The following is a 21,491-nucleotide window of genomic DNA, read 5'->3' on the forward strand; positions in this document are numbered from 1 at the left end:
TCGTTCTGCAGAACGGCCCGGATCGTGTTCCTATGCGCACCGGTTTCGGCCGACAGAATCGTTAGTGTCGTGTATCGTCCCACAGTCCAGCCAGCGTCCATCGGCGGAACTGGCGATAGACGGACGACCACTTGCCGAACTCCTCCGGCAGGTCCCGCCATGGCGCGCCCGTCCGAGCGATCCAGAAAATACCGTCCAGAACAAGGCGATGGTTCGACGGTTTGCGCCCGTTCGGACGACGAACAGCTCGGATGAAGGCTTCGAAAAAGGCCCATTCGTCGTCGGATATCAGGTTGCGTGCCACGATCGTCTCCCATCTCGAGAATGGGCTTGAATCACGCATTCACGCGGGCTGGAATCCCTTTTGTCAACAGGACCTACGTTTCCAGATATCAAAGCGCTTACGTCGTGAAACTTGGGGGCTGGCGAGTGGTTGATGCTGCATTTTTCTTGACATATCGATGTGCGCCTGATCCACTCTTCCAGTAGAATTTGGATTTTGTGGAGCGTTGTCGCGAAAACATATTGGGCAGTTGGGGGTGGTACTTTATCAAAGATTGAATTGGATGGAAAATGATCAAGTATCTTTGCTTTTCCTTGGCTTTATCAGCCTTGCCGATACTCCAAACCTCTTCGGCATCAGCCGATACATCAAGGATAACCGCACATATTACCTTCGATGGCGGAACGGATCATTCAGAAGATGAAGCGAACACCTTTCAACGGGCGCTGGATCTGCTTGATGGCCAGATAATATGGCTTGATTTGACACTTGAGCACGTCACTGAAGCAGATCCGCTAAATTCCTTTAGCTTGAGCAGTTATGGCCCGGTCGCTCATACATCTCCGGATCAGGAGGAGAACACTTGCGACAACCCTGGCAGTATCACAAATTTCGATCAGGAATTCGAAGTGTCATTCCATAGACCAGCCGACTATCACGGCCACACATCGATCTTTATTGGCGATCGCCGCCAGTATCCACATCAATCTCTCAGGTGCTTGTTGACTGATTTCGAGCAGCCCGGCAACAGAGTTTTACAGATTAGAGGGTATTATATTGTAGATGCAACACTCATAAGGACGGCATACGATTATACTCTATATCCAGCCAACGAGAGGTAGCAACAAGTTGTCGTGAAATTGGCTTTTGGCGCTATATAGAAAATCCACTCAGCTTTTTCTTCACGGCTCAAAGTGCAGAGTTTTCGAGGAAATTACTTAATGCGGAATTGGCAATAATATGATCTGCAGAATATTGCCCCGAGGTTAAAAAGAACTTTCCAATCTTAGAGATCTCGGCGCCCTTGCCTCTCTATGTTTGTATCCTCCACCAAAAACTTGCAATTTGTTATATGGAAAGACATCGCATGAGCCAACCAACTCTTCAACGCCCCGGGAACGCTCCGGAGGCCAGCGCATTGTATCTAGTGCTCCCTGTAGGAGAAAATATTCGCTCTTACGCCAATGGTGACATACGGCTTGCCCACCTGAATACCTTTTATGAGCCTGCTGCTGGAGCGTCGCATGTTCTTGTTTCGGTGAGATCGAAGGACTCGCCAATTTTTCAAGGAACACTTATATCTTATGGAGAAACCGTTAGCTTCTCAGAGGTTGATCTGATGCGCGCAAGTAGTCGATACGATCCCAAAACAGGATTAAATCTCCAGATTCCTGTGAGAGTCTTCGACGGCCAAGGCTTTGTTGACCGAACACTCGAAGTGAATGTAGATCAATCGAAACCAAAAGTGACCTCAAACGTTCATTGATAGCCGGCGCTAGCGCGGAAAATTCATCAGGATGGGAAGAATTGCGTTGCTTCAATAAGGCACCTATCTCTTCGAACAGTGTTACGACACAACACCACAAGGGCGAGTGTGGAATTTCGGCCCCACACCGAATTATGCGGTCCTGAGAAATAGTGGCGGACATTTCGCACAAAGATAAAAGCTTTTGGTCTGGTTCCTGCGCGGATTCGACGAAAAGCGAAGCACATGTCGCCCCTTGTAGCAAATGGCGGGACGGTCCGATCCTCGTGCGCCCATGGTGTTGGGATGAAGGTCCGCTTCACCGTGCGGGGCAACCGAGACGAATGGCGAGTTGGGCTGGGAGCGGACGAATGCACCCGCAGCGGAGCCCCCGCGCGATCCTGGTCACTCTGGGCTCGAACCGGTCATGCGGCGCTGCGGCAGGCCCCCTCGATGCCCGCGGAGTCGTATCGACGTTCCCGGCCCAATCCTGCCGGTCGACCCTCTCGGTGCAGGTTTGCCGAAGCGGACACTCGTCGGGGGCGCAGCATGAGGTTTTGGGTAGAGCGGAAGGCGGGTGCCTATCTGCCGCGGAAGGACGACATTGTATTTGCAGAAATCCGTGGTCGCCGAACCGACCGGCGGGCCCAAATGCCGATGGTCCGCGCCCCGAAGTCAGCTACAAGCTTGACGAGACAGGAACCTATCAGCGGTTATGAGCCAGAACTACCCCGCATACCCGACCAGCGCTCCAGTGGTAGCCGGCGCTCCGAGGCCGGATATTTCTTGGTGGAAAGATGGTAAATTGTGGAAGATCTTCGCGATGAAATTCCTTGGTGATGGCTATACAGTAGCTTAGGCCAACGAAACTTATCGCGAAATTGCCGAAGATCAGGATGCCGAGCTTCAAGAACTCAAAGTGGATCGAGACTGCGATTGCAAGACCGGCAGAGCTAAACCAGAGAAATGCTGAGTAAGAATATGATGGTACCTGCCAATTTGACAATCGCCAGGAATCTCGAGGCGGCCGCAGTTTTATACGATCAGAATGATCCAGATTGCGTCGCAACCCGCCTCGGAGGACTGCTCAAATTATATTTTCTGAACAACTCCCCTGCAAAGCGGGAGCAATTCTTCAAGGTTGCCGAAGATTATCTGGCCATTCCCGGCTGTCGGGTCACGCATTACATGAGTGATGAAGGGCGACGCAGGCGGATGGCACAGCCCCATCGCGTGCCCGATTATTTCCTGAGCAAGGAACCAGACCCCGAAAATGCAGATGCAAGAATTGATGTTTATGAAGAACTCGGTGGAGATTATTACGCCCCCCCCTGCTGGCATCTGCACGGAGATGTTTTCGGCGTAAACTTTCAGCCCTACAAACTTTCCGGCCTCGAGGCCCATTTCCCGCCGGATCTCATGACACGCGATGCTGATCGCCTTGCAGAGCTCGCCCTGCGATGGGTCGAGCAACTGGGCGCCATCCACGGCAGTTTTGGCTTCGGTGTCTTGGGGACACCCGGGTCAGAGAACAGCACTGGCCCGTATTGGTACCCGTGGCTTCAGGCCTATCCGTTGGTTGATCAGGGATCACTCGGCGTCTATTGGAGCGCCTCGCGTCGGGGCGGCTATGACCAGCCATTCACCTCGAACTGGCTGACCATCTTGGGGGACGCCAATATCGAAAAGCTCGGCGGCAAGGGGGAAATCCGCGAACGCCTCGGGCAGGGCATGTCCTTCCTCCCCTTCAAGGGCGGTGCCATCATCCGCGCCTGCGAAACGCCGGCGCTTGGCAATGCGGCGAGCGGCGGCATTCCCGAAGGCTATCGCACCGCCGCGCGGATCATCAAGCCGATCCGCTTCGAAGGCTATCAGCGCGGCATCATTAAGACGCCGAAAGAGTTGGGCTTCACCCGGGAACAAGACCTGCAAGTCACGCTTGATTGGGTCCGTCGGTTCGACTGATGCTGCACGACAACACCACCCCCCTCGCCGCGATCGGCTTCGAGCAATGGAAGCCCGACGGAACGCGCATGACGCCGGTTATCATCGGCCTTGACATGGAAAAGCTCACCAAGCGTCAGGCCATTGAAATGGTCTACGCGCTTTCGGCGCCGATCTTTTCCGACAGCAGCCAAAACTATGACGCAGCAAGGATGAGAGAAGCGGCGGAGCTGTTCTAATTTTGTCGTCATGCGGGGAAAGCATGACAATATGCTGCGAGTCTGGAAAGTAATGCCTTTCCCCGCCTTTTCGTTCAACCTTCAACCCTTCTTGGTGGTCTTGTCCTCTTCGAACAGGTGCCACTATCTTCAGCGGGTGGTTTTCTCGCCTTTTCAGGGCTTCAAGGGATCTCGGCGCATCAAACACAGATTTGAACGACCAGCCAACCGGAGCACCCATCGCGGGTAGGCTATGAGCATGGCCCGGCAAACGCAAAATCCCTGCCCGAAGCGTCCCAAGCGGCTCGCGGCCCTCAACTGCCGGTCGAGCATGGGTTCACGCGGCGGTGCGGCTTACCCGAAGCGGCCGTCCATGGCACGACGCAGCAAAATCCCGGGCCGAATGTCGCTGAGCGGACATTAGGTCACATGGAGTCCGCACGTGCCATTGGACAACATCCCGATATCATCCAATGATATGACAGACGCTTGAACGCTGGGACGGGAACATGAGCCAAGCAATCGTTGAAATCGGCTTTCTCGTGGGTTTTCTGACGACCTGGCTCGGTTTCGCCTTCCTGCTCTTTCCGATGGTCCTTCGCTTCGTTTTGGGAGGAACATGGTTGAACAGCCTTTCGGAGCCTTACTCCGAAAGAATGAGGCGCGCTTCTCTTTTCATGAACGAAGAAATCTCACGCGCTGGCAGATCCCGCATTGGTCGGATCGGTCAACTCTTGGCGGCAATTGGCATCTCCGTTCTTATCATGACGGGCATCGTTTGGATCACACTTCGCATCCTTGAAAAACAAGGTATACCTGCTTGACCCAAGCATGTGTCGAATGCCCGCAAAGGGCTCAAACTGGTCATGCGGCGCTGCGGCGTGCGACGAGGTAGAGCCGCAAGGTCAGACCCTACATGCCCGGCCCAAAACGGCCGGTCGACCCTCCCGGGTTAGGCCGCGGAAGCGGCCGTTCAGACACGGCGCAGCGAAGGGACAAGCTAGCCCGAAGCGGATTCAGCACCATCCGAGCTTGCCGACGATAGCTGACCTTCGCTGCATCGGTGATGACACTGCGCCGCCGCAAGGTATGGTGGCCTACTCTTGCACCGATTCTGCATTCGCAGAAGGAGCGGCAATTTCCCCTTTTCGGCGACAGAATGCCGGTGTGAATTCCGCAGGCCGACCCGATGCTGAAGGAAGGAACGACCGTCGACTGCATGGCGTTTTTGAGCCAAGCAACCATCCCGTTTTGAAAGGCAGCGCTCCATTCCCGTACCGGCTGTTTGATCTTCGGGAACGTACCCGGTCGCCTCCTCTGTTGACGGGCGCTCGCCGTGCTGACTAATCTGAAGGCTGTTCGTTTCTCTTTTTGGCATTCTTTCGGTTTAAGCGTGGCGCAGACGATCTCGATTGCGGAAAGCGATGGCGTCGCGACGCTGCGGGACGCAGTGAAGGGCGCGCTACCGGGAACCGTGATCTCGGTCGGCGCGGGGACTTTCCCGCTCGATACGCCGCTTGTTGTCCCTTCTGGAACGACCCTTGAGGGCGCGGGCAAGGAGAAGACGGTCTTCACCCACGATTTCGATGGCCCGGCTATTGTCGTGCGGCACGCGCAAAACGTTCGCCTTGCCGATTTCGCTGTCAGCACTCGGGCGCGTGGTATCGTCCGTCGCACGCTGCCCGAGGATCTGCCTGCCGCCAGTGCGACTCCGGAGGACGTCCGGAATGAATGGGGTCTGATCTTCATCGATTCCGGGCTGGCCGTCGATCTGAAGCGCATTTCCCTCACAGGTCAGCGCGAAGAAAAAGCATTGAGAGCACTCGTTGCCCGGGGCAGCACCGGGATTTCGATTACCGAAGCCGAGATCCAGTCGTTCGGCGGCAGCGGCATTACGCTGTTCGGGACCGATGAGGCAACCGTCGCGTCCTGCACCGTGGCGAACTGCGGAAATGGAATCGTGCTGACCGTGATGCAGGATGGTGGTCGATCCTCGCGCGCGGTCGTGGAGCGCAACCGCTGCCACGACAACACCCAGGCCGGGATCATCCTTTTCTCCTCGGAGAGCGAGGCGGTGCGCGACAACGAGTGCTGGGGCAACGGCGCCTCGGGGATCGTCCTGCTGCGGGCTCCCAAGGCCCCCGACCAGCCATCGCGCGCGGTCGTGGAGAGCAACCGCTGCCACGACAACACCGAGACCGGGACGCTGGGCTGTTGCGCCGCTCGATCCGGCGACAAAGATCTCAGATCCTCAGGATAACAGGTTCATGCGATAAATCGACTGGTCAGGGGCGACCTCGGATCTGCTGATGAATCACGCGCTCAAGGTCAATGGCATGAGCCTTGCCGATATCGAGCATGTGTCGATGGGGGCCTCCGAGGCGGGACTGGCGCTGCTGTCGGGCCGGGGCGGCGCGACGGTGACCTACGAGCCCTATATTTCGGCGGCGCTGACCAAGGGCGAGGGGTACAAGGTGCTTTACGATTCCGCCGGGCCGGGGGGCGGGCCGCCGGTATTGGCGATCAGAATATCGACCGGGCCGAAGGTGGCTGCGATTTCAAGCACCGCGGGCTCGATAGCGGAAAGGTCGGCCAAGTCCCAGTCCAGCGCCAGCGCCCCACCACCGCTGGCGTTGATCTCGGCGGCATCAATGCTGCGATTGGCCACCGCCACGCGCGCGCCCTCCGCCGCCAGCCCGCGCGCGATCGCGCTGCCCAGACCGCCGCCGCCGCTCAGCACCAAAGCCGTCTTTCCCCGCAAGCCCAGTTCCATGCTTCCCTCCCTGATCCTCTTACCCTGCCGCAAGTCGCCGCCCTGTCCAGCCTGCCATGCTGCACCGCAACGCGCGCGGCCACCTTTGTTTGCAAGGCCCGAAGCGAAGGCTCGCCGCGGTGCTGGCGAAAGCTTGCCACGAATTTGCGCCCCGAGCGCGCAAAAACCTTTTGATCGCCGCGCGCGCGGTTGCACCCTGTGGTCAGCCCCGCGCCCAAGCGGGGAAGCTCTGGGAGGAGAGAATGTTTCACAAGATCAAGCTGGGCGCGGCGCTGGCCGTTGCCCTGAGCACGGCGGCGCCGATGGCGCAGGCGGGCGACTTCATCAATGTGCTGACCGGCGGCACCTCGGGCGTTTACTACCCGCTTGGCGTGGCGCTGTCGGATATTTACGCCAAGGGGATCGAGGGCGCGCGCACGCAGGTGCAATCGACCAAGGCCTCGGTCGAGAACCTCAACCTGTTGCAGCAGGGCAAGGGCGAGATTGCCTTTGCGCTGGGCGATTCGGTGAAATACGCTTGGGAGGGCAATGCCGATGTCGGCTTCAAGGCGCCGCTGGGCAAGCTGCGCGCGATTGCGGCGATCTATCCCAACGTGATCCAGATTGCCGCGCTCGAGGACACCGGGGCCAGCACGGTCGCCGATCTGAAGGGGCACAGCCTCTCGGTCGGCGCGGCGAAATCGGGCACCGAACTCAATGCGCGGGCGATCTTTGGCGCTTCGGGGATGAGCTATGACGATCTGGGCAAGCTCGAATATCTGCCCTTCGCGGAATCGGTCGAACTGATGAAGAACCGCCAGCTCGAGGCAACACTGCAATCCTCTGGCCTTGGCAATGCCGCGCTGAAGGATCTGGCGTCCTCGCAGCCGATCCGGTTCCTGTCGGTGCCCGCCGAGGTGGCGGCAAGCCTTGGCGCGCCTTATGTGGCGAGCACGATTCCGGCGGGCACCTACGAGGGCCAGACCGAGGATGTGCCCACCATCGCGGTGGTGAATTTCCTTGTCACGCATGAGGATGTCTCGGAGGAGACCGCCTATCAGATGACGAAACTGCTGTTCGAGAACCTCGATGTGCTGAAGGCGGCGCATGCGGCGGCGGGGGGGATTTCGCTGGAGGCGGCGGTGCAGGGCTCGCCCATCCCGATGCATCCGGGCGCCGAGCGGTTCTACAAGGAACAGGGCCTGATGTAAGCGGCCAAAGGCGCGAAACGGCGGCCTGACTCTCGGGCCGCCGTCATGCCGTGGGGAGGCGACATGAAACCGAGCACGCATATCCTGCCCGAGGAAGACCTCGGGCTGCACGATCCGCTGGCCGAGAATTTTCCGCACACGCTGGAGGGCCGGGCGCTGTTCGGCCTTGCGATCGCCTTTTCGGCGTTTCAGATCGCGATTGCCGCGCATCTGCTTGATCTGCCCAGTCAGGTGGTGCGCGCGGTGCATGTGGGCTTTCTGATGGCGCTGGGCTTTCCGCTGCTGGCGATTGCCCGCCATCGCGGCCCGCTGATGAAAGGGCTTTCCTACCTGCTGGCGGCGGCGGGCATTGCCGTCGCGGGCTATCAATGGCTCGACTACACCGATCTTTTGATGCGCGCGGGCGACCCCTTGCCCCGCGACATCGCGATGGGGGTGCTGGCGCTGGTCACCGTTTTCGCGGCGGCGTGGTTTCTGATGGGGCCCGCGCTGCCGATCATCTCGGGGGTGTTTTTGTCCTACGCGCTCTGGGGCGAGCATCTGCCCGCGCCGCTCGACCATCGCGGCTATGACGTGGCGCAGGTGATCGAGCATCTGACCTATGGCACCGAGGGCATCTACGGCATCCCCACCTATGTCTCGGCGACCTATATTTTCCTGTTCATCCTGTTCGGCGCCTTTCTGGAAAAGGCGGGGATGATCAAGCTTTTCACCGATGTCTCGCTGGGGCTGGTGGGGCATAAAATGGGCGGCCCGGCCAAGGTCTCGGTGCTGTCTTCGGGGCTGATGGGCACGATTTCGGGCTCGGGCGTGGCCAATGTCGTCACCACCGGGCAATTCACCATTCCGCTGATGAAAAGCTTCGGCTACCGCCCCGCCTTTGCGGGTGGGGTCGAGGCCACCGCCTCGATGGGCGGGCAGGTGATGCCGCCGGTGATGGGGGCGGTCGCCTTCGTGATGGCCGAGACGCTGGGGGTCGATTACGCCGAGGTGGTAAAGGCGGCGGTGATTCCGGCGGTGCTCTATTTTCTGGGCGTGTTCTGGATGGTGCATCTTGAGGCGGGCAAGCGCGACCTGCGTGGCCTTGCGCGCGATCAACTCCCCTCGGCGGGCGCGGCTTTGCGCGAGGGCTGGTATTTGCTGATGCCGCTTGGCGTGCTGATCTACCTGCTGTTTTCGGGCTACACGCCACTTTTCGCGGGCACGGTGGGGCTGGCGCTGACCGGGCTCTTGATCCTTGGCGGATCGGTGGCGCTGGGCTTGCCCGAGGGCGTGTTGCGCGTCATTTTCTGGGTGTTTCTCGGCCTGATCGCCGCCGCTTTCTTCCAGTTCGGCCTGCCGGTCGTGCTGGCCGCGCTGGGCGTGCTGATCGCGCTCAACGCCTTGTCCAAAGGCGGGCGCGAGACGCTGCTTTTGTGCCGCGACAGTCTGGCCGAGGGCGCCAAGACCGCGCTTCCGGTGGGCATCGCCTGCGCTTTGGTCGGCGTGATCATCGGCGTGATGACCCTCACCGGCGCCGCCAACACGTTTGGGCAATATATCGTCGGCGTCGGCCAGACGAGCCTCTTTCTCTCGCTGGTGCTGACGATGATCACCTGCATCGTGCTGGGCATGGGGATCCCTACGATCCCCAATTACATCATCACCTCGTCGATCGCGGGCCCCGCGCTGCTGGCGCTGGGGGTGCCGCTTCTGGTCAGCCACATGTTCGTGTTCTACTTCGGCATCCTCGCCGATCTGACCCCGCCGGTGGCGCTGGCCTGCTTCGCCGCCGCCCCCATCGCGCGCGAAAGCGGGCTCAAGATCAGCCTCGAGGCGGTGAAGATCGCCGCGGCCGGTTTCGTCGTGCCCTTCATGGCGGTCTACACCCCCGCGCTGATGCTGCAAGACGGCGGCGCGCTCGCCGCAAGTATCGGCTACCTGCCCGCCGTCGCCTATGTGGTGACCAAGGCGCTGATCGCGCTGGGTCTTTGGGGCGTGGCGGTGATCGGCTGGCTGGGGCGTCCGCTGGCGCTGTGGGAAAGGGCGCTGGCGATGGCCGCCGCCTTCACGCTGGTTGCCGCGCTGGCGCTGACCGATGAAATCGGCTTTGCCCTTGTCGGGGCCTTCTTCGGGCTGCACTGGCTGCGCCGCCCGGCGCGAAAGACCAACGCATGAGCGCCTGCCTGATCGCGGGCGCGCTGGTCGTGGCGCTGGGGGCCGAGGGGCGGTTCGCGCTCGAGTGGACCCATTCCGTCGAAAAGCAGGTCTGGCGCGAGGAGTGGCAGGTGCAGGGCGCCCAAATGCACCTGCGCCGCGCCGCGGTGAAGGGTTCGGGCGCGGGCATGGAGCCCGGCCCCGGCGGCTGGTTCGAGGCGGGCTGGTGGGTCTGGGAGCCCGACACGCCCCCGGTTTCCGCGCTGCACCTTGCCGCCTCGGGCGCCACCGGATCGGGCTGGCGGCTCTGCACCGGGGCGCAAAGCTGCTGGCCCCTTGGCGAAACGCCCGGCGCGGCCTTAGACTTGCGCCCCTGCGCCGAGTGACCAAAAGGGGAGGGGCCGCGATGCGCGATCAGACCGCCGGCCTGCGTCGGGCAGCACCTTTGGTGCCGCTTCTGGCCGCCTGCCTGATCGCATTGGCGGCGGGGGCGCTCGCTTGGCGCATGTCGCTGCGCGAGATCGACGCGCGGCTTGACCAGACCCTGATCCTCACCCTGCGCGCGCTCGAAACCGAGATCGACCGCTTTCGCTACCTTCCCCGGGTGACCGGCGAAGATGCCCGGGTGCGCGCCGCCATCGCGCGCTCCGGTGACCCCGCCACCATCGAGGCCGCCAACCTTTATCTGCAAACCGTGACCCGGCTGGCCGGCGCGAGCCATCTTTACCTGATGGATGCTTCGGGCCGCACTTTGGCCGCCTCGAACTGGGATGTGGCGGAGAGCTTCGTCGGTCAAAGCTACGCCTTTCGCCCCTATTTCCGCGAGGTGGTCGAGCGTGGCGCGGGCGGGGTCTATGCGATTGGGGTGACCACGAAAACGCCGGGGTATTTCCTGTCCGCCCGGGTCGATCTGCCGGGCGGGGAAATCGGCGTGCTGGTGGTCAAGCTCGATCTGATGCCGCTGCAACAGGCCTGGGTCAGCGCCTCGCAGGCCACCGCCGTTGCCGATGCCGACGGGGTGGTTTTTCTCTCGGGCGTGGCCGATTGGGTCTATCGCCCGCTACGCCCGCTGAGCGCCGATGCGCTCTCCCGGTTGCAGGCCGAGCGCACCTATTCCGGCATTGCGCTCGACCGCGCCGCGCCGTTGCAGGCGCGCGGCGCGAAATGGCTGTTCGACGGCGCGGGCGAGCGGTTGCGGGCGGGGGCGGCTCCCTTTGGTCGCGACTGGCAGGTGATCGCCGCCGCCCCGGTGCAGGCCGCGATCTGGAGCGCGGCGGGTTGGGGCGCGGGGGCGGCGCTCGCCTTCGGGCTCGGGCTGGGGCTCGCCAAGATCCAGCGCCAGCGCCGACAGTTGATCCGCCTGCAACTGCTTCAGGCAGAGGTGCTCGAGCAGAAGGTGGCCGAACGCACCAATCGCCTTGCGCGCGAGATAGAGGCGCGGCGCGAGACCGAAAAAGAGCTGCGCGCGGCGCAGGAGGGGTTGATCCAGTCCGAGAAGATGGCGGCGCTGGGGCGGATGTCGGCGGCGATCGTGCATGAGATCAGCCAGCCCTTGGCGGCGATGGAGGCGACGCTGGCGGCGGCGGAACTTTCGCTGGAAAGCGCGCCGGAAAAGACTGCGCCCCGCATTGGAACGGCGCGTCAGCTGATCCACCGGATGCAGCGCACGATCAAGCATCTGAAGTCGTTTTCGCGCAAGGAAAGTGGGCCGCGCAGCCTGATTTGCCTCAGCCCCATTCTTGACAGCGCGCTCGAACTGGTGGCGCCGCGCGCGCGGGTGGTCGGCGTGGTGCCTGAGCGCGCCGAGGTCGAGCCGGGGCTCTTTGCCCATGCCGGGCAGGTGCGGCTGGAGCAGGTTCTAGTCAATTTGCTGCTCAACGCACTTGATGCGGTCGAGGGGCAACCCGGCGCACGGGTCTGGCTTGAAGCGCGGCGGCGGGGTGGCGAGATCCGGCTTGAGGTGCATGACACCGGCCCCGGCATCGGCGCCGAGGATATGGCGCGGGTGACCGAACCGTTCTTTTCCACCAAGACGCACAGCGAGGGGCTGGGGCTGGGCCTCGCCATCTCGCAGGCGATTTTGGCCGAGTTCGGCGGGCGGATCGAAATCGCCAGCCAGCCCGGCGCGGGCACGGTGATGGTGGCGGTGCTGCCCGCCGCCGAACAGGGGAGGCGCGGATGAGCGGGTTGATCCATGTGGTCGAGGACGATGCCGACCACCGCGCGGCGCTGTGCGATCTGATCGAGGCGGGCGGCTATTGCGCCACGGGTTTTGCGGGCGGGGCCGAGGCTTTGGAGGCGCCCGAGCGCCCCGATCTGCTGATCACCGATCTGCGAATGCCGCAGATGGACGGCTTTGGGCTCCTTGACGCGCTCAAGGCGCGTCAGCCCGACCTGCCGGTGGTGCTGATCACCGGTCATGGCGACGTGCCCCATGCGGTGCGCGCAATCCGCTCCGGCGCCGAGGATTTTCTGGAAAAACCCTATGATGCCGCGCATCTGCTGGCGGTGGTCGGGCGCGGTCTGCGGGCCTCGGCGATGCGGCGCGAGATCGCGCGGTTGCAGGCGGAACTCGACCGGCGCGAGGGGGCCGAGCTGCTGGGTCAATCCGCGCCGATCCGCCGGTTGCGCCAGCAGATCGCGGCGCTCGCCCCCCTTGGCCTAGATATCATTCTGCGCGGCGAGACCGGCACCGGCAAGGAACTGATCGCCCGTGCGCTGCATGCCGCAAGCCCGCGCGCCACGGGGCCCTTCGTCGCGCTCAATTGCGCGGCGCTGCCCGAGGCTTTGTTCGAGATCGAGGTCTTTGGCCATGCCGAGGGTGCCTTTCCCGGCGCGCGTGAAAAGCCGGGCAAGCTGGAACTGGCCTCGGGCGGAACTTTGGTGCTCGACGAGATCGAGGCGCTGCCCGCTTCGGTGCAACCCAAGCTTTTGCGGGTGCTGCAAGAGCGGCAGGTGGAACGTTTGGGCGAGCATCGGCTGCGCACGCTCGATCTGCGCATCGTGGCGCTGACGAAAACCGACCTGCGGCCGCTGACGCTGGATGGCGGCTTTCGCGCCGATCTGTTCTATCGGCTGGCGGGCGCCGAGATCGTGCTCGAGCCCCTGCGCGCGCTGGGCGAGGATATCCCCCTGATGTTTGCCCATTTCGCCGAACGCGCGGCGCGGCGGCATGGCGGGCAGGTGCCGCCTGTCGGTTATGGGCTGAGGCAACAATTGCTGCGCCGCCCCTGGCCCGGCAATGTGCGCGAATTGCAGGCTTTGGCCGAGCGGTTCGCGCTGGGCCTCGATCTGCCCGAGGAGGCCGCGCCGGGGCTGAGCGCGCCCGAAAGCCTGACCGACAAGGTCGCCGCCTATGAGAGCCGCGAGATCAGCGCGGTGCTGGAGCGCTGCCGTGGCAACACCGAGCGCGCGGCGCAGATGCTGGGGATCGCACGGCGCACCCTGAACGACAAGATGCGCCGCTACGGGCTTTGAGCGGGTTACATCGGGCCCGGCGGTAAAGTGCGATGAAGACCTGACCAACGTGCTGTGCCGGCCCTTACCGGCCGGTCGAGCATGGATTCACGCGACGGCGCCGCTTCCCCGAAGCGGCCGTCGATAGTACGGCGCAGCAAAATCCCGGGCCGAATGTCGCTTATGGTCATTCCTGCCGTTCAACGCGCGTGCGAACGGGCTATCGCGTCGCAACGGAACCGGGACCAGGAGAGGTGGAGATTGCCGTGGCCGCCACGGGGCTCAATTTCCGCGATGCAATGCTTGCACGTGGCCTCCTGCCCGAACGTCTGCTTGACGGGGGTTCATCCAAGGCGAGTTTGGGCATGGAAGTTGCGGGACGCGTGCTGCGCAGCGGCCCCGGTACGAGCCTGAGCGTTGGGACAATGATCACAGGCTTTGCCGCCGAGGCTTTCAGCACGCATCTGACGGTTTCAGAAGCCGCGCTGGTACCCTTACCTGACGGCTTTTCGCCGGAAGTTGGAGCAAGTTTGCCTGTCGCCTTTGCCACGGCTTGGGAAGCGTTGACGCGCGTCGCGCATCTGCAAGCGGGCGAATGGGTGCTTGTGCATGGTGGCGCGGGCGGCGTCGGGCTCGCCGCAATTCAAGTGGCGCGGCTCTTGGGGGCGCGAGTCATTGCCTCCGCCTCAAGCCCGGAGCGACGGGCCTTGGCAAAAGCGTCCGGCGCGGAGGTGGTGGTTGACAGCCGCGATCCGGATTTTGCGCGCGCGGTCCGCGCCTCCACCGACGGGTGTGGCGTTGATGTAGTTCTCAACAGCCTCTCCGGAGCGATGATGCAAGCCTCAGTCGGCTGCCTCGCCCCATTCGGGCGGTTCGTGGAACTGGGTAAGCGCGACTTTCTGGAAAGGACACGGCTTAATCTTTCGCCCTTCGCGGCTGGGCTCAGCTATCACAGTTTCGATCTCGACCGCCGTTTAGCGCGCGACCCACAAGGTGTCCGGGCGAGCCTTTGCGCCGTGATTTCGGCGCTGGAAGAGGGGCGGCTAAGGCCCCTTCCGGTTACGACTTGGCCCGCTACAGACATCGCAGGCGCTATTCGACATATGCTGGCGGCACACCACGTCGGTAAGATCGTGCTCACCCCACCCGCATTGGCCTCTCGGCGAAAAATGCACCCAGTGCCAGTACGCGATGATTGGGTGATCCTTGGTGGGACCGGCGGGCTTGGCCTAGCGCTGGCGCGCGCGCTTATCGATGCGGGGGCAGAGTGCGTGCATTTGGTGTCGCGCAGTGGGAAACCGGGACTTGGCAGTGGCGCAGACGGGATCTGGGCGGAAACCGCGCCAGAAGTGCAAATCCATGCCGCGGATGCCACGGACCCGCAGGCCCTCGCGGCTATCCTCAATCAGATCGCCAAGGCATCGCATCGTCTTGGCGGGGTGATCCATGCCGCGATGATCTTGCATGACCGTCTAATCCGCGATCTTGACCCGGTAGAGACGCGGGCCGTGCTTGATGCCAAACTTGGTGTTGCCCGCGCGCTCGACAAAGCGCTGCGCAATAGCGCGCGGGTTCCCGATCATCTGCTGTATCTTTCCTCAATGGCGGCTTGGGTCGGGAACCCGGGCCAATCAAGCTACGCTGCCGGAAATGCGGCTATTTCGGCGTTCGCCGCCGCGCAGCGTATTGCGGGTCTTCCGACGCAAGTGATCAGCCTCGGTGCCGTTGCGGGCGGTGGGGTTCTTGCGCGCAATGCCGCGCTTGAAGCCCGCTTGTCGCGGCAGGAAGGGATGGCGCTTATGCCACTCCAGACCGCCGTGGCTGAGGTGATGACCGCAATCAGCCGCCCTCCCGCAGAAGATCACCTTTTCACCTGCGTGGATTGGGCGCGTCTCGCACCATTGATACCAGCGATCACGACGACGATTTTCGAACAAGTTATTCCTGTTGGCGCAGCTTCGCGGCGTGCATTGAGCGATATATCTACCCAGATCAGAAAGCTTGACCGGTCTAAGGCATTGGTTCGCGTCGAGGCAGAGCTTGCCGAAATTCTCTGCGCGATTTTGCGTCTTCCGGTTGAGGACTTTGATCCCCACCGGCCCTTTGGTCGCTACGGCATCGATTCCCTGATGGCGATGGAACTACGCCTCGACATCGAACGGCGCTTCGGGCTCGCGCTCGTAAACCTTCCAATTTCAGAGGCAACACCCCCCGCAGGCCTCACAATCGCTCTGCTGGAACAGCTGCACCGTGATGCGGAAGAGAACCATGACTAAGCCTCTGCGAATCCTTTTTTTGCATCGCAATCAGCCCGCACAATTTGAGTTTTTCGGTCGATGGCTGGCGCGCAATGGTTGGGAGGTCATGTTTGCCCATGTCGGCACCCATTCCGATACAACCGACGCGGACGGGATCCGAACTCTGCGGTTCGAGGTGCCACAAAATGACCGCCCCGCGGAAGATTATCGCTATGCGCTCGATCACGCCGCACATACCGCCTTGGGGGCAACGCATCTTTTCATGCGCTTGCGCGATCAGGAGGGATACCACCCCGATCTCGTCATCGCTCATGTTGGATGGGGGATCGGGCTCACGGTAAGGCAAATCTGGCCCCAAACCCGATACATCGCCTATCACGAATGGTATTACACCGATGTCGATTGGGTACGCGGCAGGCGCGAGCGCCCAATGACCGCAGAGGCGATGGTGACCAATCGCTTGCGCGACTTGCCTATTTCAGCCGAATTCGACAGTGCAGACCGTAACTGGTGCCCGACTGAGTTTCAGGCAAGCCGCTTTCCGCCCGCGCTTAAGAAGCGGCTCGAGATCGTGCCGGACGGTGTCGATTGCACCCTACACCGGCCAGACCCGGAGGCACAGATCAGTTTTGACTGGTTGACACTCCCTCCCCGGCAGCGGTTGCTTACCTATACCACCCGCGGGCTGGAACCGCTGCGGGGCTTTCCGCAATTCATGCGCGCAGTCGAACTTCTGCAAAACCGCCGCGAGGATTTTGAAACACTCGTCATCGCGCAAGATAGCGTATCTTATGGCCAACGCCTGCCGAAAGACGACGGATGGGGCAAGCGCGCCCTCAAAGCACTCGACCTTGATCAAACGCGATTACACCTGCATGGGCTCAAACCGCGCGACGAATATCTAAAGGTCCTGCAAGCCTCGACCGCGCATGTCTATTTTACTGAACCCTTCGTAACGTCGTGGTCCCTCTTGGAGGCTATGGCTGCGGGCTGCCTAGTGATCGGCTCCAATACCGCTCCTGTCCGCGAAAAGGTCGACGATATGGAAACAGGGATTTTGGTCGACATGGATGACCGCGACGAGGTCGCGGAGATGATCGAATGGGTCTTTGACAATCCGCTCGAAGCAGCGGAAATACGCGCGCAGGCGCGCGAATTCGTGCTGGAGCATTTTGATGCGCGTAAAGTTTTTGCGAAAAAGGCAGAATATTTACGTGCGCTGGTGGCACTCGACTAGGCGCCAGGCTTCGGAAACGGATTTCTGTCGATCAATTAAGTTCGCCCACGAGATTTGAATCCGCTCGCGGGTTTAGCGTTGGTAGGCCGCCTTAGCGGAAACGCACGGCCCCGAAATCCGCCCTTTCACAACCCCAGTGTCGATCGCGCGGTTTCTCGTGCTCGGCCCAAAGCGGCCCCCCGTCGATTACTTCAGATGCAGTAACAGCACCCCGCTTTGCGGACATTGGCTTCCGTGATCAGTGCTTCTATCATCAGCCGTAGATCCAAGAGGTACGGGCTGTTGGCTCATGTCGCCAACCATTTCGAGCTCGATCCCTTCGATGGCGCCATCTACGTGTTCCGCTCGCGCCGCGCGGACCGGCTGAAACTGCTGGTCTGGGACGGCACCGGCTTGGTGCTGACCATGAAGCGCCTGAACGGCGGGCGGTTCACCTGGCCGAAGCCGCAGGCCGACCCGGTGGTGCTGAGCAAGGTGCAGTTCGAGGCCTTATTTGAGGGGATCGACTGGCGCGCCGTGACGGCGGCATCGGTGCGCAAACCCTCGTTCCTCTGACCAATCCGGAGACCTGAAGATCGCCACCCCCGCAAGGCCCGCGTTGGGCGCAAAGGCGCAGAGCTGTCCCTGATAATCGGAACCGATCACATCCTTTCGCCGATAAAGGGGCTCGTTCCCCTCGGCCAAGGCCTGCTTGATCGGAGCCAGCCCCGAGCCAAAAGCCGTGGCTAGACCAAAGGCCGCCAGCGGGATCATCGTTCAAGGCCAAGCGGTTCGGGCACCAGGGATACGCCCAGACAGGTCAGAATGGCGCGCAGCGAGGCCGCTTCGAAGGAAGCGTCGGCAAGGATCAGATCGTCGCCGTCGGTAAAATACTCTTCGTCGCCCAATTCGTGTTCTGCGTCCTGGCCCAGAGGCCAGAAGGCGCCAAAGGCAGAGGCCAGCAACAACGCATCTTCCAGATCCGAGCCGGGCATTGCCTTGGCGCAGCCCGGGATTTCCAGCCGCTCGCCTTGCCAGACCTCTCCCGCGGCGCCGCCAAGCCAGAACGGATCGAAGGGCTGGGCTGGGCCGTTTCCCGCGCCGTGCAACTCCACCCCTGCCACGGCGGTTTCGAAATCGACGCCTGACCAGAGCGCCCGGGCCTGCGCCGCGTCGCCGTCCAGCGCGTCAAGCAACCGGGCATAGCCTGCGGGATCGGCATTATGCAGGCCGACGGCGATGCGAGTGGAGATCACCAGAAGATCAGGCGGCAGGGACGAGGGCGATTGCAGATGCAGCGCCACGCCTGCCCGCTCGGGCAAGGGCTCGGCGTGGCAGGCAAGCCCCCGCAGCCCCAGAAAGCCGTGCGCGGCCAAGTTTTCGATATGCCGCATCGCATCCCCGACCTTCTCGGCCAGCCCCGCCGCGCGCCCGGTGGCGGCGAAGTCCGCACCGTAGCGCAGCACGATCGCGGCGCGCTCGAGTTGGGCCGGCATCGGCGTGGCGGCGATCTTGCGAGTGTATTTCTGCGTCGTCATCTCAGGCGTCGAACCTCCCATACCAGGCTTCAAGCCGGTCCAGCCCGCTGTTGTCGATCGCACCGCCAAAAAAGGCCTTGCTCGCATAGGGCCAGTCTGCGCGGACCGGGCGCAAGGCGTCGGCAACTGAGCTATAAAGGGAGATGTCCTCTGCTTCGTTCACATCGCCCCAGATCGGCTGCGGCCCCGCCGTGATCGAGGTGAACCGCTCCGAGGCAACGACGCTTAGCCCTTCGGCCCCGGCAAGTCCCGCAAGATCGGGCAACCGTTCCAGAAACTCGCGCCCGACGAGGGTGCGCCAGCCGATATCAGGCACCGAAAGGACCGGCGTCTCGCCAAGGCGCAGCTGCTCGAACGAGGCCTCGCGGCGCAGTGCGCTCTCGACCCGGTCCGGCTGCACTTCGATCGCGCAACGGTAGCGCGTTGCGACACGGGGCAACAAGAATATCAGGCTGTCCAGCGCCACCGGCTGGAACATCCCATAGCCCATTACGCCCCAGATTACGGGCAAGTCAGCGACAATCTGCTGAACCCTTTCGGCAAATATGACGCAGCGGGGGTCATCTGGCGGAAGCTCGATCTGGATCGTCGCAAGATAGGCGCGTTGCTCGAGACGGATGTGCGGCGGACCGGAACAGTCGAAATCATCGAACCAGCGCGCGAACCGTAACGTCGAAGGCCATTGCCATTCGGTTTCGGCGGCCCATTTGACCGCTTTGGCGATCACCTTGTCGTTGATGTATTCGGCGCCCAGTTTCTTGATCCGCCCCCCGGCATGCCCGAAGATCATGTCGGTGTGATCGAGCCCCTCGAGAAACAGTGCGAGCAGCTTGCCCGCGGCGTGCTTCATCGACGGGTCACCCAGCGCGCGATCAATATGCAGCAGAATACGAAAACTCGGGAGCGCATAGACGCGCTCACCATCGCGACGCAAAGGTCCGGGTGTCGTCATGAAATGGGGCCTTTCTTACCAGGTTTACGGTCACATTCGCAGGTTTCGTTATCGACTTTCTCGGGCTCCACCCCGTCAGGCAGGGCTTTCTCATAGGCCTGTTCCTGCATCTGTTTTTCCTGCCAGTCGTCTACATAGCCTGTCTGCGGGGCATCGAATTTGAAATCATAGATCTTTTCCAGCCCGCCCTCGTCGTTCATCACCGCGAAATCCGGTTTGACCTTTATCGCGGTGTCAAAGATCGTGTCGGCGCCCTTGGGATCGGTGCGAAAGCTGTGGGTGCAAAGCGGGTCTGACGCGGATCGGTGCCCTCGGGCGTCAGTCGAGGCAGATCGGTACCCTCGGTAGGGGCATCGCCCAGCCCCAGCGGATTTTCGGCAACCTCAGGCCCGCCAAAGCTGCTGCGCCAATCAAGCGGCACCGGCGCCAGCGGCTGCGCCGCCAATTCGGCCCGCCCGTCGCGCCAGCGCCGCGCTGGCAGCACCTGCACCGCCTTGCGCCAGCCTCCACAGCGCGCCTCGGCCAGCCAGCCGGTCTCGGGGCAGGCGGTGGCGGGCGGCGCGGCGGTGCCGGACACGATCAGATCGACCATCGGACGGGGAAGCCCCGTCTCGGCCTCGGCGATAAGATGCGGGCCGTGGTAAAGCGGGGCCGCGAGCAGCGGCGGTTGCGGCGCCAAAAACAACGGCGCCTGCCCCGGACGCAGCCGGAAATGCGCTTTCAGATGCAGGCTCCACAGCGTACGGTCCTGATGATCGCGCTGGAAACCGGCGTGATGCGGAAAGGGGCTGCGATTTTCGACCTGCCACATGGGCCTGCCTCAGTTCAGATCGATGAAGGCGCCGCGCAGGGCCAACCGCCCGGCACTGTCAAGCGTCACGTCCTCGGCCTTGATCCGAACGCGGCCATCGGGATGCAGCCTGATCTGCGCCTTGCCGGTGCCGATCTCCAGCCAGCCGTCATCGGACGGGCTTGTCTGCGCCTGCGCCACCGCCCGCACCGCCGCCGCGCCTACATAGCCCAACACGACCACTTTGCCCGGCAGGTCTCGACACACCGCAATCTGCCCCGGCACGGGGGTGACCTGCGGCGCAAGATCAAGGATTTCCGTCTCGGGCAAGACGCCGACAAGCAGCGGGCAGCCCGTGCCGGCTCTGCCCAGAACCGGACGCAAAAGCAGATCCGTCGTGGCAGGTTTGGGCAGCGGGGGGGCAAGGGGGGCGATCTTCACACTCGGCTCTCCTGTCTTGGCGGTAGGAAAAGGATCACATCCGGTCGCTGAGCAGCACATAAAGCCTGCCGTCCGGCAGCCGTGACAGCGTGATGCCTGCACCGCTGACGGGATCAAAGCCGATTGCAATTTCAAGACCTTGCCGTGCGGTTGCATCGAACACATCGGGCCATATCCGAAACAGCTCTTCGACCGGCACCTCCTCGGGCGGCGCATAACGGGCAAAGCTCCAGCCCGGCAGCGCCGTTGCCGGATCAAGCTGCACGGCCGCAATCATGTCGCTGCTATAGGCGGTCTTCAGGCAAAGAGGCTCCGCGACAAAGGTCGGCACAGCGCCCAGAACCCGCTGCAACCGTTGTTTAAGGACCGAGCGATTGCCCTCGGTGCAGGGAAGTGCGTTCATCTCTGTCTCCTCGGTTGTCAGGGGCTGGCTTTCAAAGACAAGTGTCCCAATCAACAGCAGTGGCAAGCCGAACAGGAAAATCCGAAAGAGTGGTTTTGCATGGCTCATCGGGTGGTTCCTTCACTGAGCTTGTCCTGATCATTCGTGAATGCTCCGCCCCGGGCGATCATCGCCTTGATCAAGGCGACTTCCCAGTTCTCGAGGGTGTTTCCCCGACGCCGCTTGGTTTTCTTCGGGCCATTGCCCCGGTCTGCCATTCTGAACCTCCCTGATCATGCGTCGCGGACGCCCCGCCGAACACACAAGATACTATTTTCGGGGGATGGCTTCAGAGGCAAGCTTGAGTTCGATCCGTCACACATTGCGGGGGGATTCAGCGATCATGACAGTGCCATACTGCGCGGAGGAACAGGATGGATATGGCCCCC

General features: G+C 62.2%; 22 protein-coding genes and 1 pseudogene. 14 read left to right on the forward strand and 9 right to left on the reverse strand.

The features are described 5' to 3' along the window. Positions 1-73 precede the first annotated feature (73 nt). Positions 74-343, reverse strand: a pseudogene (locus CRO18_RS07605) (transposase); the annotation flags it as partial. A 230-nt stretch (positions 344-573) separates the two neighbouring features. Here CRO18_RS07605 and CRO18_RS18590 point away from each other — a divergent pair. The 6 genes from CRO18_RS18590 (at position 574) to CRO18_RS07625 (ending at position 6,170) form a co-directional block, all read left to right on the forward strand. Next, positions 574-1,125 (forward strand): hypothetical protein, encoded by a 552-nt coding sequence (locus CRO18_RS18590; RefSeq protein WP_143128610.1) that lies wholly within the window; start codon positions 574-576, stop codon positions 1,123-1,125. Between the two features lie 245 nt (positions 1,126-1,370). Further along, a complete protein-coding gene (locus CRO18_RS18595) occupies positions 1,371-1,769 on the forward strand; it encodes a hypothetical protein (protein WP_143128611.1) in 399 nt (132 codons plus the stop codon). A gap of 960 nt (positions 1,770-2,729) precedes the next feature. Further along, positions 2,730-3,713 carry a type VI immunity family protein gene (locus tag CRO18_RS07610; protein ID WP_170952596.1) on the forward strand — a complete coding sequence of 328 codons (984 nt, stop codon included), beginning with the start codon at positions 2,730-2,732 and terminating at the stop codon, positions 3,711-3,713. Beyond that, positions 3,713-3,931 (forward strand): hypothetical protein, encoded by a 219-nt coding sequence (locus tag CRO18_RS07615; RefSeq protein ID WP_097081685.1) that lies wholly within the window; start codon positions 3,713-3,715, stop codon positions 3,929-3,931. Before CRO18_RS07610 ends, CRO18_RS07615 begins: the two co-directional genes overlap by 1 nt. A gap of 488 nt (positions 3,932-4,419) precedes the next feature. Further along, positions 4,420-4,734 carry a hypothetical protein gene (locus tag CRO18_RS07620; RefSeq protein ID WP_076485269.1) on the forward strand — a complete coding sequence of 105 codons (315 nt, stop codon included), beginning with the start codon at positions 4,420-4,422 and terminating at the stop codon, positions 4,732-4,734. 569 nt (positions 4,735-5,303) lie between these two features. Then, a complete protein-coding gene (locus CRO18_RS07625; protein WP_170952597.1) occupies positions 5,304-6,170 on the forward strand; it encodes a right-handed parallel beta-helix repeat-containing protein in 867 nt (288 codons plus the stop codon). A 219-nt stretch (positions 6,171-6,389) separates the two neighbouring features. On the opposite strand, the gene CRO18_RS07635 is transcribed toward CRO18_RS07625, so the two are convergent. Continuing rightward, positions 6,390-6,683: an SDR family NAD(P)-dependent oxidoreductase gene (locus CRO18_RS07635; protein WP_097081687.1), complete on the reverse strand. Its 294-nt coding sequence runs from the start codon at positions 6,681-6,683 to the stop codon at positions 6,390-6,392. Positions 6,684-6,925: 242 nt separating this feature from the next. Between CRO18_RS07635 and CRO18_RS07640 the strand changes: the two genes are divergently transcribed. The 8 genes from CRO18_RS07640 (at position 6,926) to tnpB (ending at position 17,515) form a co-directional block, all read left to right on the forward strand. Then, entirely contained in the window at positions 6,926-7,873 is a 948-nt protein-coding gene (locus CRO18_RS07640) for a TAXI family TRAP transporter solute-binding subunit (protein WP_097081909.1), read from the forward strand. Positions 7,874-7,936: 63 nt separating this feature from the next. Beyond that, complete coding sequence (locus CRO18_RS07645) at positions 7,937-10,030, forward strand: TRAP transporter permease (protein WP_212710078.1); 2,094 nt, start codon at positions 7,937-7,939, stop codon at positions 10,028-10,030. After that, a complete protein-coding gene (locus CRO18_RS07650) occupies positions 10,027-10,395 on the forward strand; it encodes a DUF1850 domain-containing protein (protein WP_097081689.1) in 369 nt (122 codons plus the stop codon). The genes CRO18_RS07645 and CRO18_RS07650 overlap by 4 nt, the downstream gene beginning before the upstream one ends. 20 nt (positions 10,396-10,415) lie before the next feature. Beyond that, complete coding sequence (locus CRO18_RS07655) at positions 10,416-12,191, forward strand: ATP-binding protein (protein ID WP_249276012.1); 1,776 nt, start codon at positions 10,416-10,418, stop codon at positions 12,189-12,191. After that, a complete protein-coding gene (locus CRO18_RS07660; RefSeq protein ID WP_097081690.1) occupies positions 12,188-13,486 on the forward strand; it encodes a sigma-54 dependent transcriptional regulator in 1,299 nt (432 codons plus the stop codon). Before CRO18_RS07655 ends, CRO18_RS07660 begins: the two co-directional genes overlap by 4 nt. A gap of 233 nt (positions 13,487-13,719) precedes the next feature. Further along, positions 13,720-15,741, forward strand: coding sequence for an SDR family NAD(P)-dependent oxidoreductase (locus CRO18_RS07665; protein WP_097081691.1), 2,022 nt, complete (start codon positions 13,720-13,722; stop codon positions 15,739-15,741). Between the two features lie 88 nt (positions 15,742-15,829). Continuing rightward, entirely contained in the window at positions 15,830-16,960 is a 1,131-nt protein-coding gene (locus CRO18_RS07670) for a glycosyltransferase (RefSeq protein WP_170952598.1), read from the forward strand. 234 nt (positions 16,961-17,194) lie between these two features. Next, positions 17,195-17,515, forward strand: a complete 321-nt coding sequence (tnpB, locus tag CRO18_RS07675) for an IS66 family insertion sequence element accessory protein TnpB (protein ID WP_283234889.1) — start codon at positions 17,195-17,197, stop codon at positions 17,513-17,515. Between the two features lie 194 nt (positions 17,516-17,709). Here tnpB and CRO18_RS07680 read toward each other — a convergent pair whose 3' ends face one another. The 7 genes from CRO18_RS07680 to CRO18_RS18780 form a co-directional block, all read right to left on the reverse strand. Further along, entirely contained in the window at positions 17,710-18,477 is a 768-nt protein-coding gene (locus tag CRO18_RS07680; RefSeq protein ID WP_097081694.1) for a hypothetical protein, read from the reverse strand. A 1-nt stretch (position 18,478) separates the two neighbouring features. Then, the gene (locus CRO18_RS07685; RefSeq protein ID WP_097081695.1) at positions 18,479-19,429 is read right to left on the reverse strand and encodes a DUF3396 domain-containing protein; all 951 of its coding nucleotides are present in this window, start codon (positions 19,427-19,429) and stop codon (positions 18,479-18,481) included. Then, positions 19,426-19,629 carry a hypothetical protein gene (locus CRO18_RS07690; RefSeq protein ID WP_097081696.1) on the reverse strand — a complete coding sequence of 68 codons (204 nt, stop codon included), beginning with the start codon at positions 19,627-19,629 and terminating at the stop codon, positions 19,426-19,428. The genes CRO18_RS07685 and CRO18_RS07690 overlap by 4 nt, the downstream gene beginning before the upstream one ends. 23 nt (positions 19,630-19,652) lie before the next feature. Further along, positions 19,653-20,240, reverse strand: coding sequence for a DUF2169 domain-containing protein (locus tag CRO18_RS07695; RefSeq protein WP_097081697.1), 588 nt, complete (start codon positions 20,238-20,240; stop codon positions 19,653-19,655). Between the two features lie 9 nt (positions 20,241-20,249). Continuing rightward, complete coding sequence (locus CRO18_RS07700; protein WP_097081698.1) at positions 20,250-20,660, reverse strand: hypothetical protein; 411 nt, start codon at positions 20,658-20,660, stop codon at positions 20,250-20,252. A 34-nt stretch (positions 20,661-20,694) separates the two neighbouring features. Further along, complete coding sequence (locus CRO18_RS07705) at positions 20,695-21,063, reverse strand: hypothetical protein (protein ID WP_143128613.1); 369 nt, start codon at positions 21,061-21,063, stop codon at positions 20,695-20,697. A gap of 104 nt (positions 21,064-21,167) precedes the next feature. Continuing rightward, positions 21,168-21,320, reverse strand: a complete 153-nt coding sequence (locus CRO18_RS18780) for a hypothetical protein (RefSeq protein ID WP_170952587.1) — start codon at positions 21,318-21,320, stop codon at positions 21,168-21,170. Positions 21,321-21,491 lie beyond the last annotated feature (171 nt).

Source organism: Rhodobacter sp. JA431, assembly GCF_900217725.1.
GTDB lineage: Bacteria > Pseudomonadota > Alphaproteobacteria > Rhodobacterales > Rhodobacteraceae > Rhodobacter > Rhodobacter aestuarii.

What these genes read in the sequence shown, in the direction of transcription:
- CRO18_RS07680 (WP_097081694.1), bottom strand. Translation starts at nt 18,477, where the DNA reads ATGACGACGCAGAAATACACTCGCAAGATCGCCGCCACGCCGATGCCG.
- CRO18_RS07650 (WP_097081689.1), top strand. Translation starts at nt 10,027, where the DNA reads ATGAGCGCCTGCCTGATCGCGGGCGCGCTGGTCGTGGCGCTGGGGGCC.
- CRO18_RS07685 (WP_097081695.1), bottom strand. Translation starts at nt 19,429, where the DNA reads ATGACGACACCCGGACCTTTGCGTCGCGATGGTGAGCGCGTCTATGCG.
- CRO18_RS07695 (WP_097081697.1), bottom strand. Translation starts at nt 20,240, where the DNA reads ATGTGGCAGGTCGAAAATCGCAGCCCCTTTCCGCATCACGCCGGTTTC.
- CRO18_RS07615 (WP_097081685.1), top strand. Translation starts at nt 3,713, where the DNA reads ATGCTGCACGACAACACCACCCCCCTCGCCGCGATCGGCTTCGAGCAA.
- CRO18_RS07635 (WP_097081687.1), bottom strand. Translation starts at nt 6,683, where the DNA reads ATGGAACTGGGCTTGCGGGGAAAGACGGCTTTGGTGCTGAGCGGCGGC.
- CRO18_RS07645 (WP_212710078.1), top strand. Translation starts at nt 7,937, where the DNA reads ATGAAACCGAGCACGCATATCCTGCCCGAGGAAGACCTCGGGCTGCAC.
- CRO18_RS07705 (WP_143128613.1), bottom strand. Translation starts at nt 21,063, where the DNA reads ATGAACGCACTTCCCTGCACCGAGGGCAATCGCTCGGTCCTTAAACAA.
- CRO18_RS18590 (WP_143128610.1), top strand. Translation starts at nt 574, where the DNA reads ATGATCAAGTATCTTTGCTTTTCCTTGGCTTTATCAGCCTTGCCGATA.
- CRO18_RS07640 (WP_097081909.1), top strand. Translation starts at nt 6,926, where the DNA reads ATGTTTCACAAGATCAAGCTGGGCGCGGCGCTGGCCGTTGCCCTGAGC.
- CRO18_RS07655 (WP_249276012.1), top strand. Translation starts at nt 10,416, where the DNA reads ATGCGCGATCAGACCGCCGGCCTGCGTCGGGCAGCACCTTTGGTGCCG.
- CRO18_RS07660 (WP_097081690.1), top strand. Translation starts at nt 12,188, where the DNA reads ATGAGCGGGTTGATCCATGTGGTCGAGGACGATGCCGACCACCGCGCG.
- CRO18_RS18595 (WP_143128611.1), top strand. Translation starts at nt 1,371, where the DNA reads ATGAGCCAACCAACTCTTCAACGCCCCGGGAACGCTCCGGAGGCCAGC.
- CRO18_RS18780 (WP_170952587.1), bottom strand. Translation starts at nt 21,320, where the DNA reads ATGGCAGACCGGGGCAATGGCCCGAAGAAAACCAAGCGGCGTCGGGGA.
- CRO18_RS07620 (WP_076485269.1), top strand. Translation starts at nt 4,420, where the DNA reads ATGAGCCAAGCAATCGTTGAAATCGGCTTTCTCGTGGGTTTTCTGACG.
- CRO18_RS07610 (WP_170952596.1), top strand. Translation starts at nt 2,730, where the DNA reads ATGATGGTACCTGCCAATTTGACAATCGCCAGGAATCTCGAGGCGGCC.
- CRO18_RS07690 (WP_097081696.1), bottom strand. Translation starts at nt 19,629, where the DNA reads ATGAACGACGAGGGCGGGCTGGAAAAGATCTATGATTTCAAATTCGAT.
- CRO18_RS07670 (WP_170952598.1), top strand. Translation starts at nt 15,830, where the DNA reads ATGTTTGCCCATGTCGGCACCCATTCCGATACAACCGACGCGGACGGG.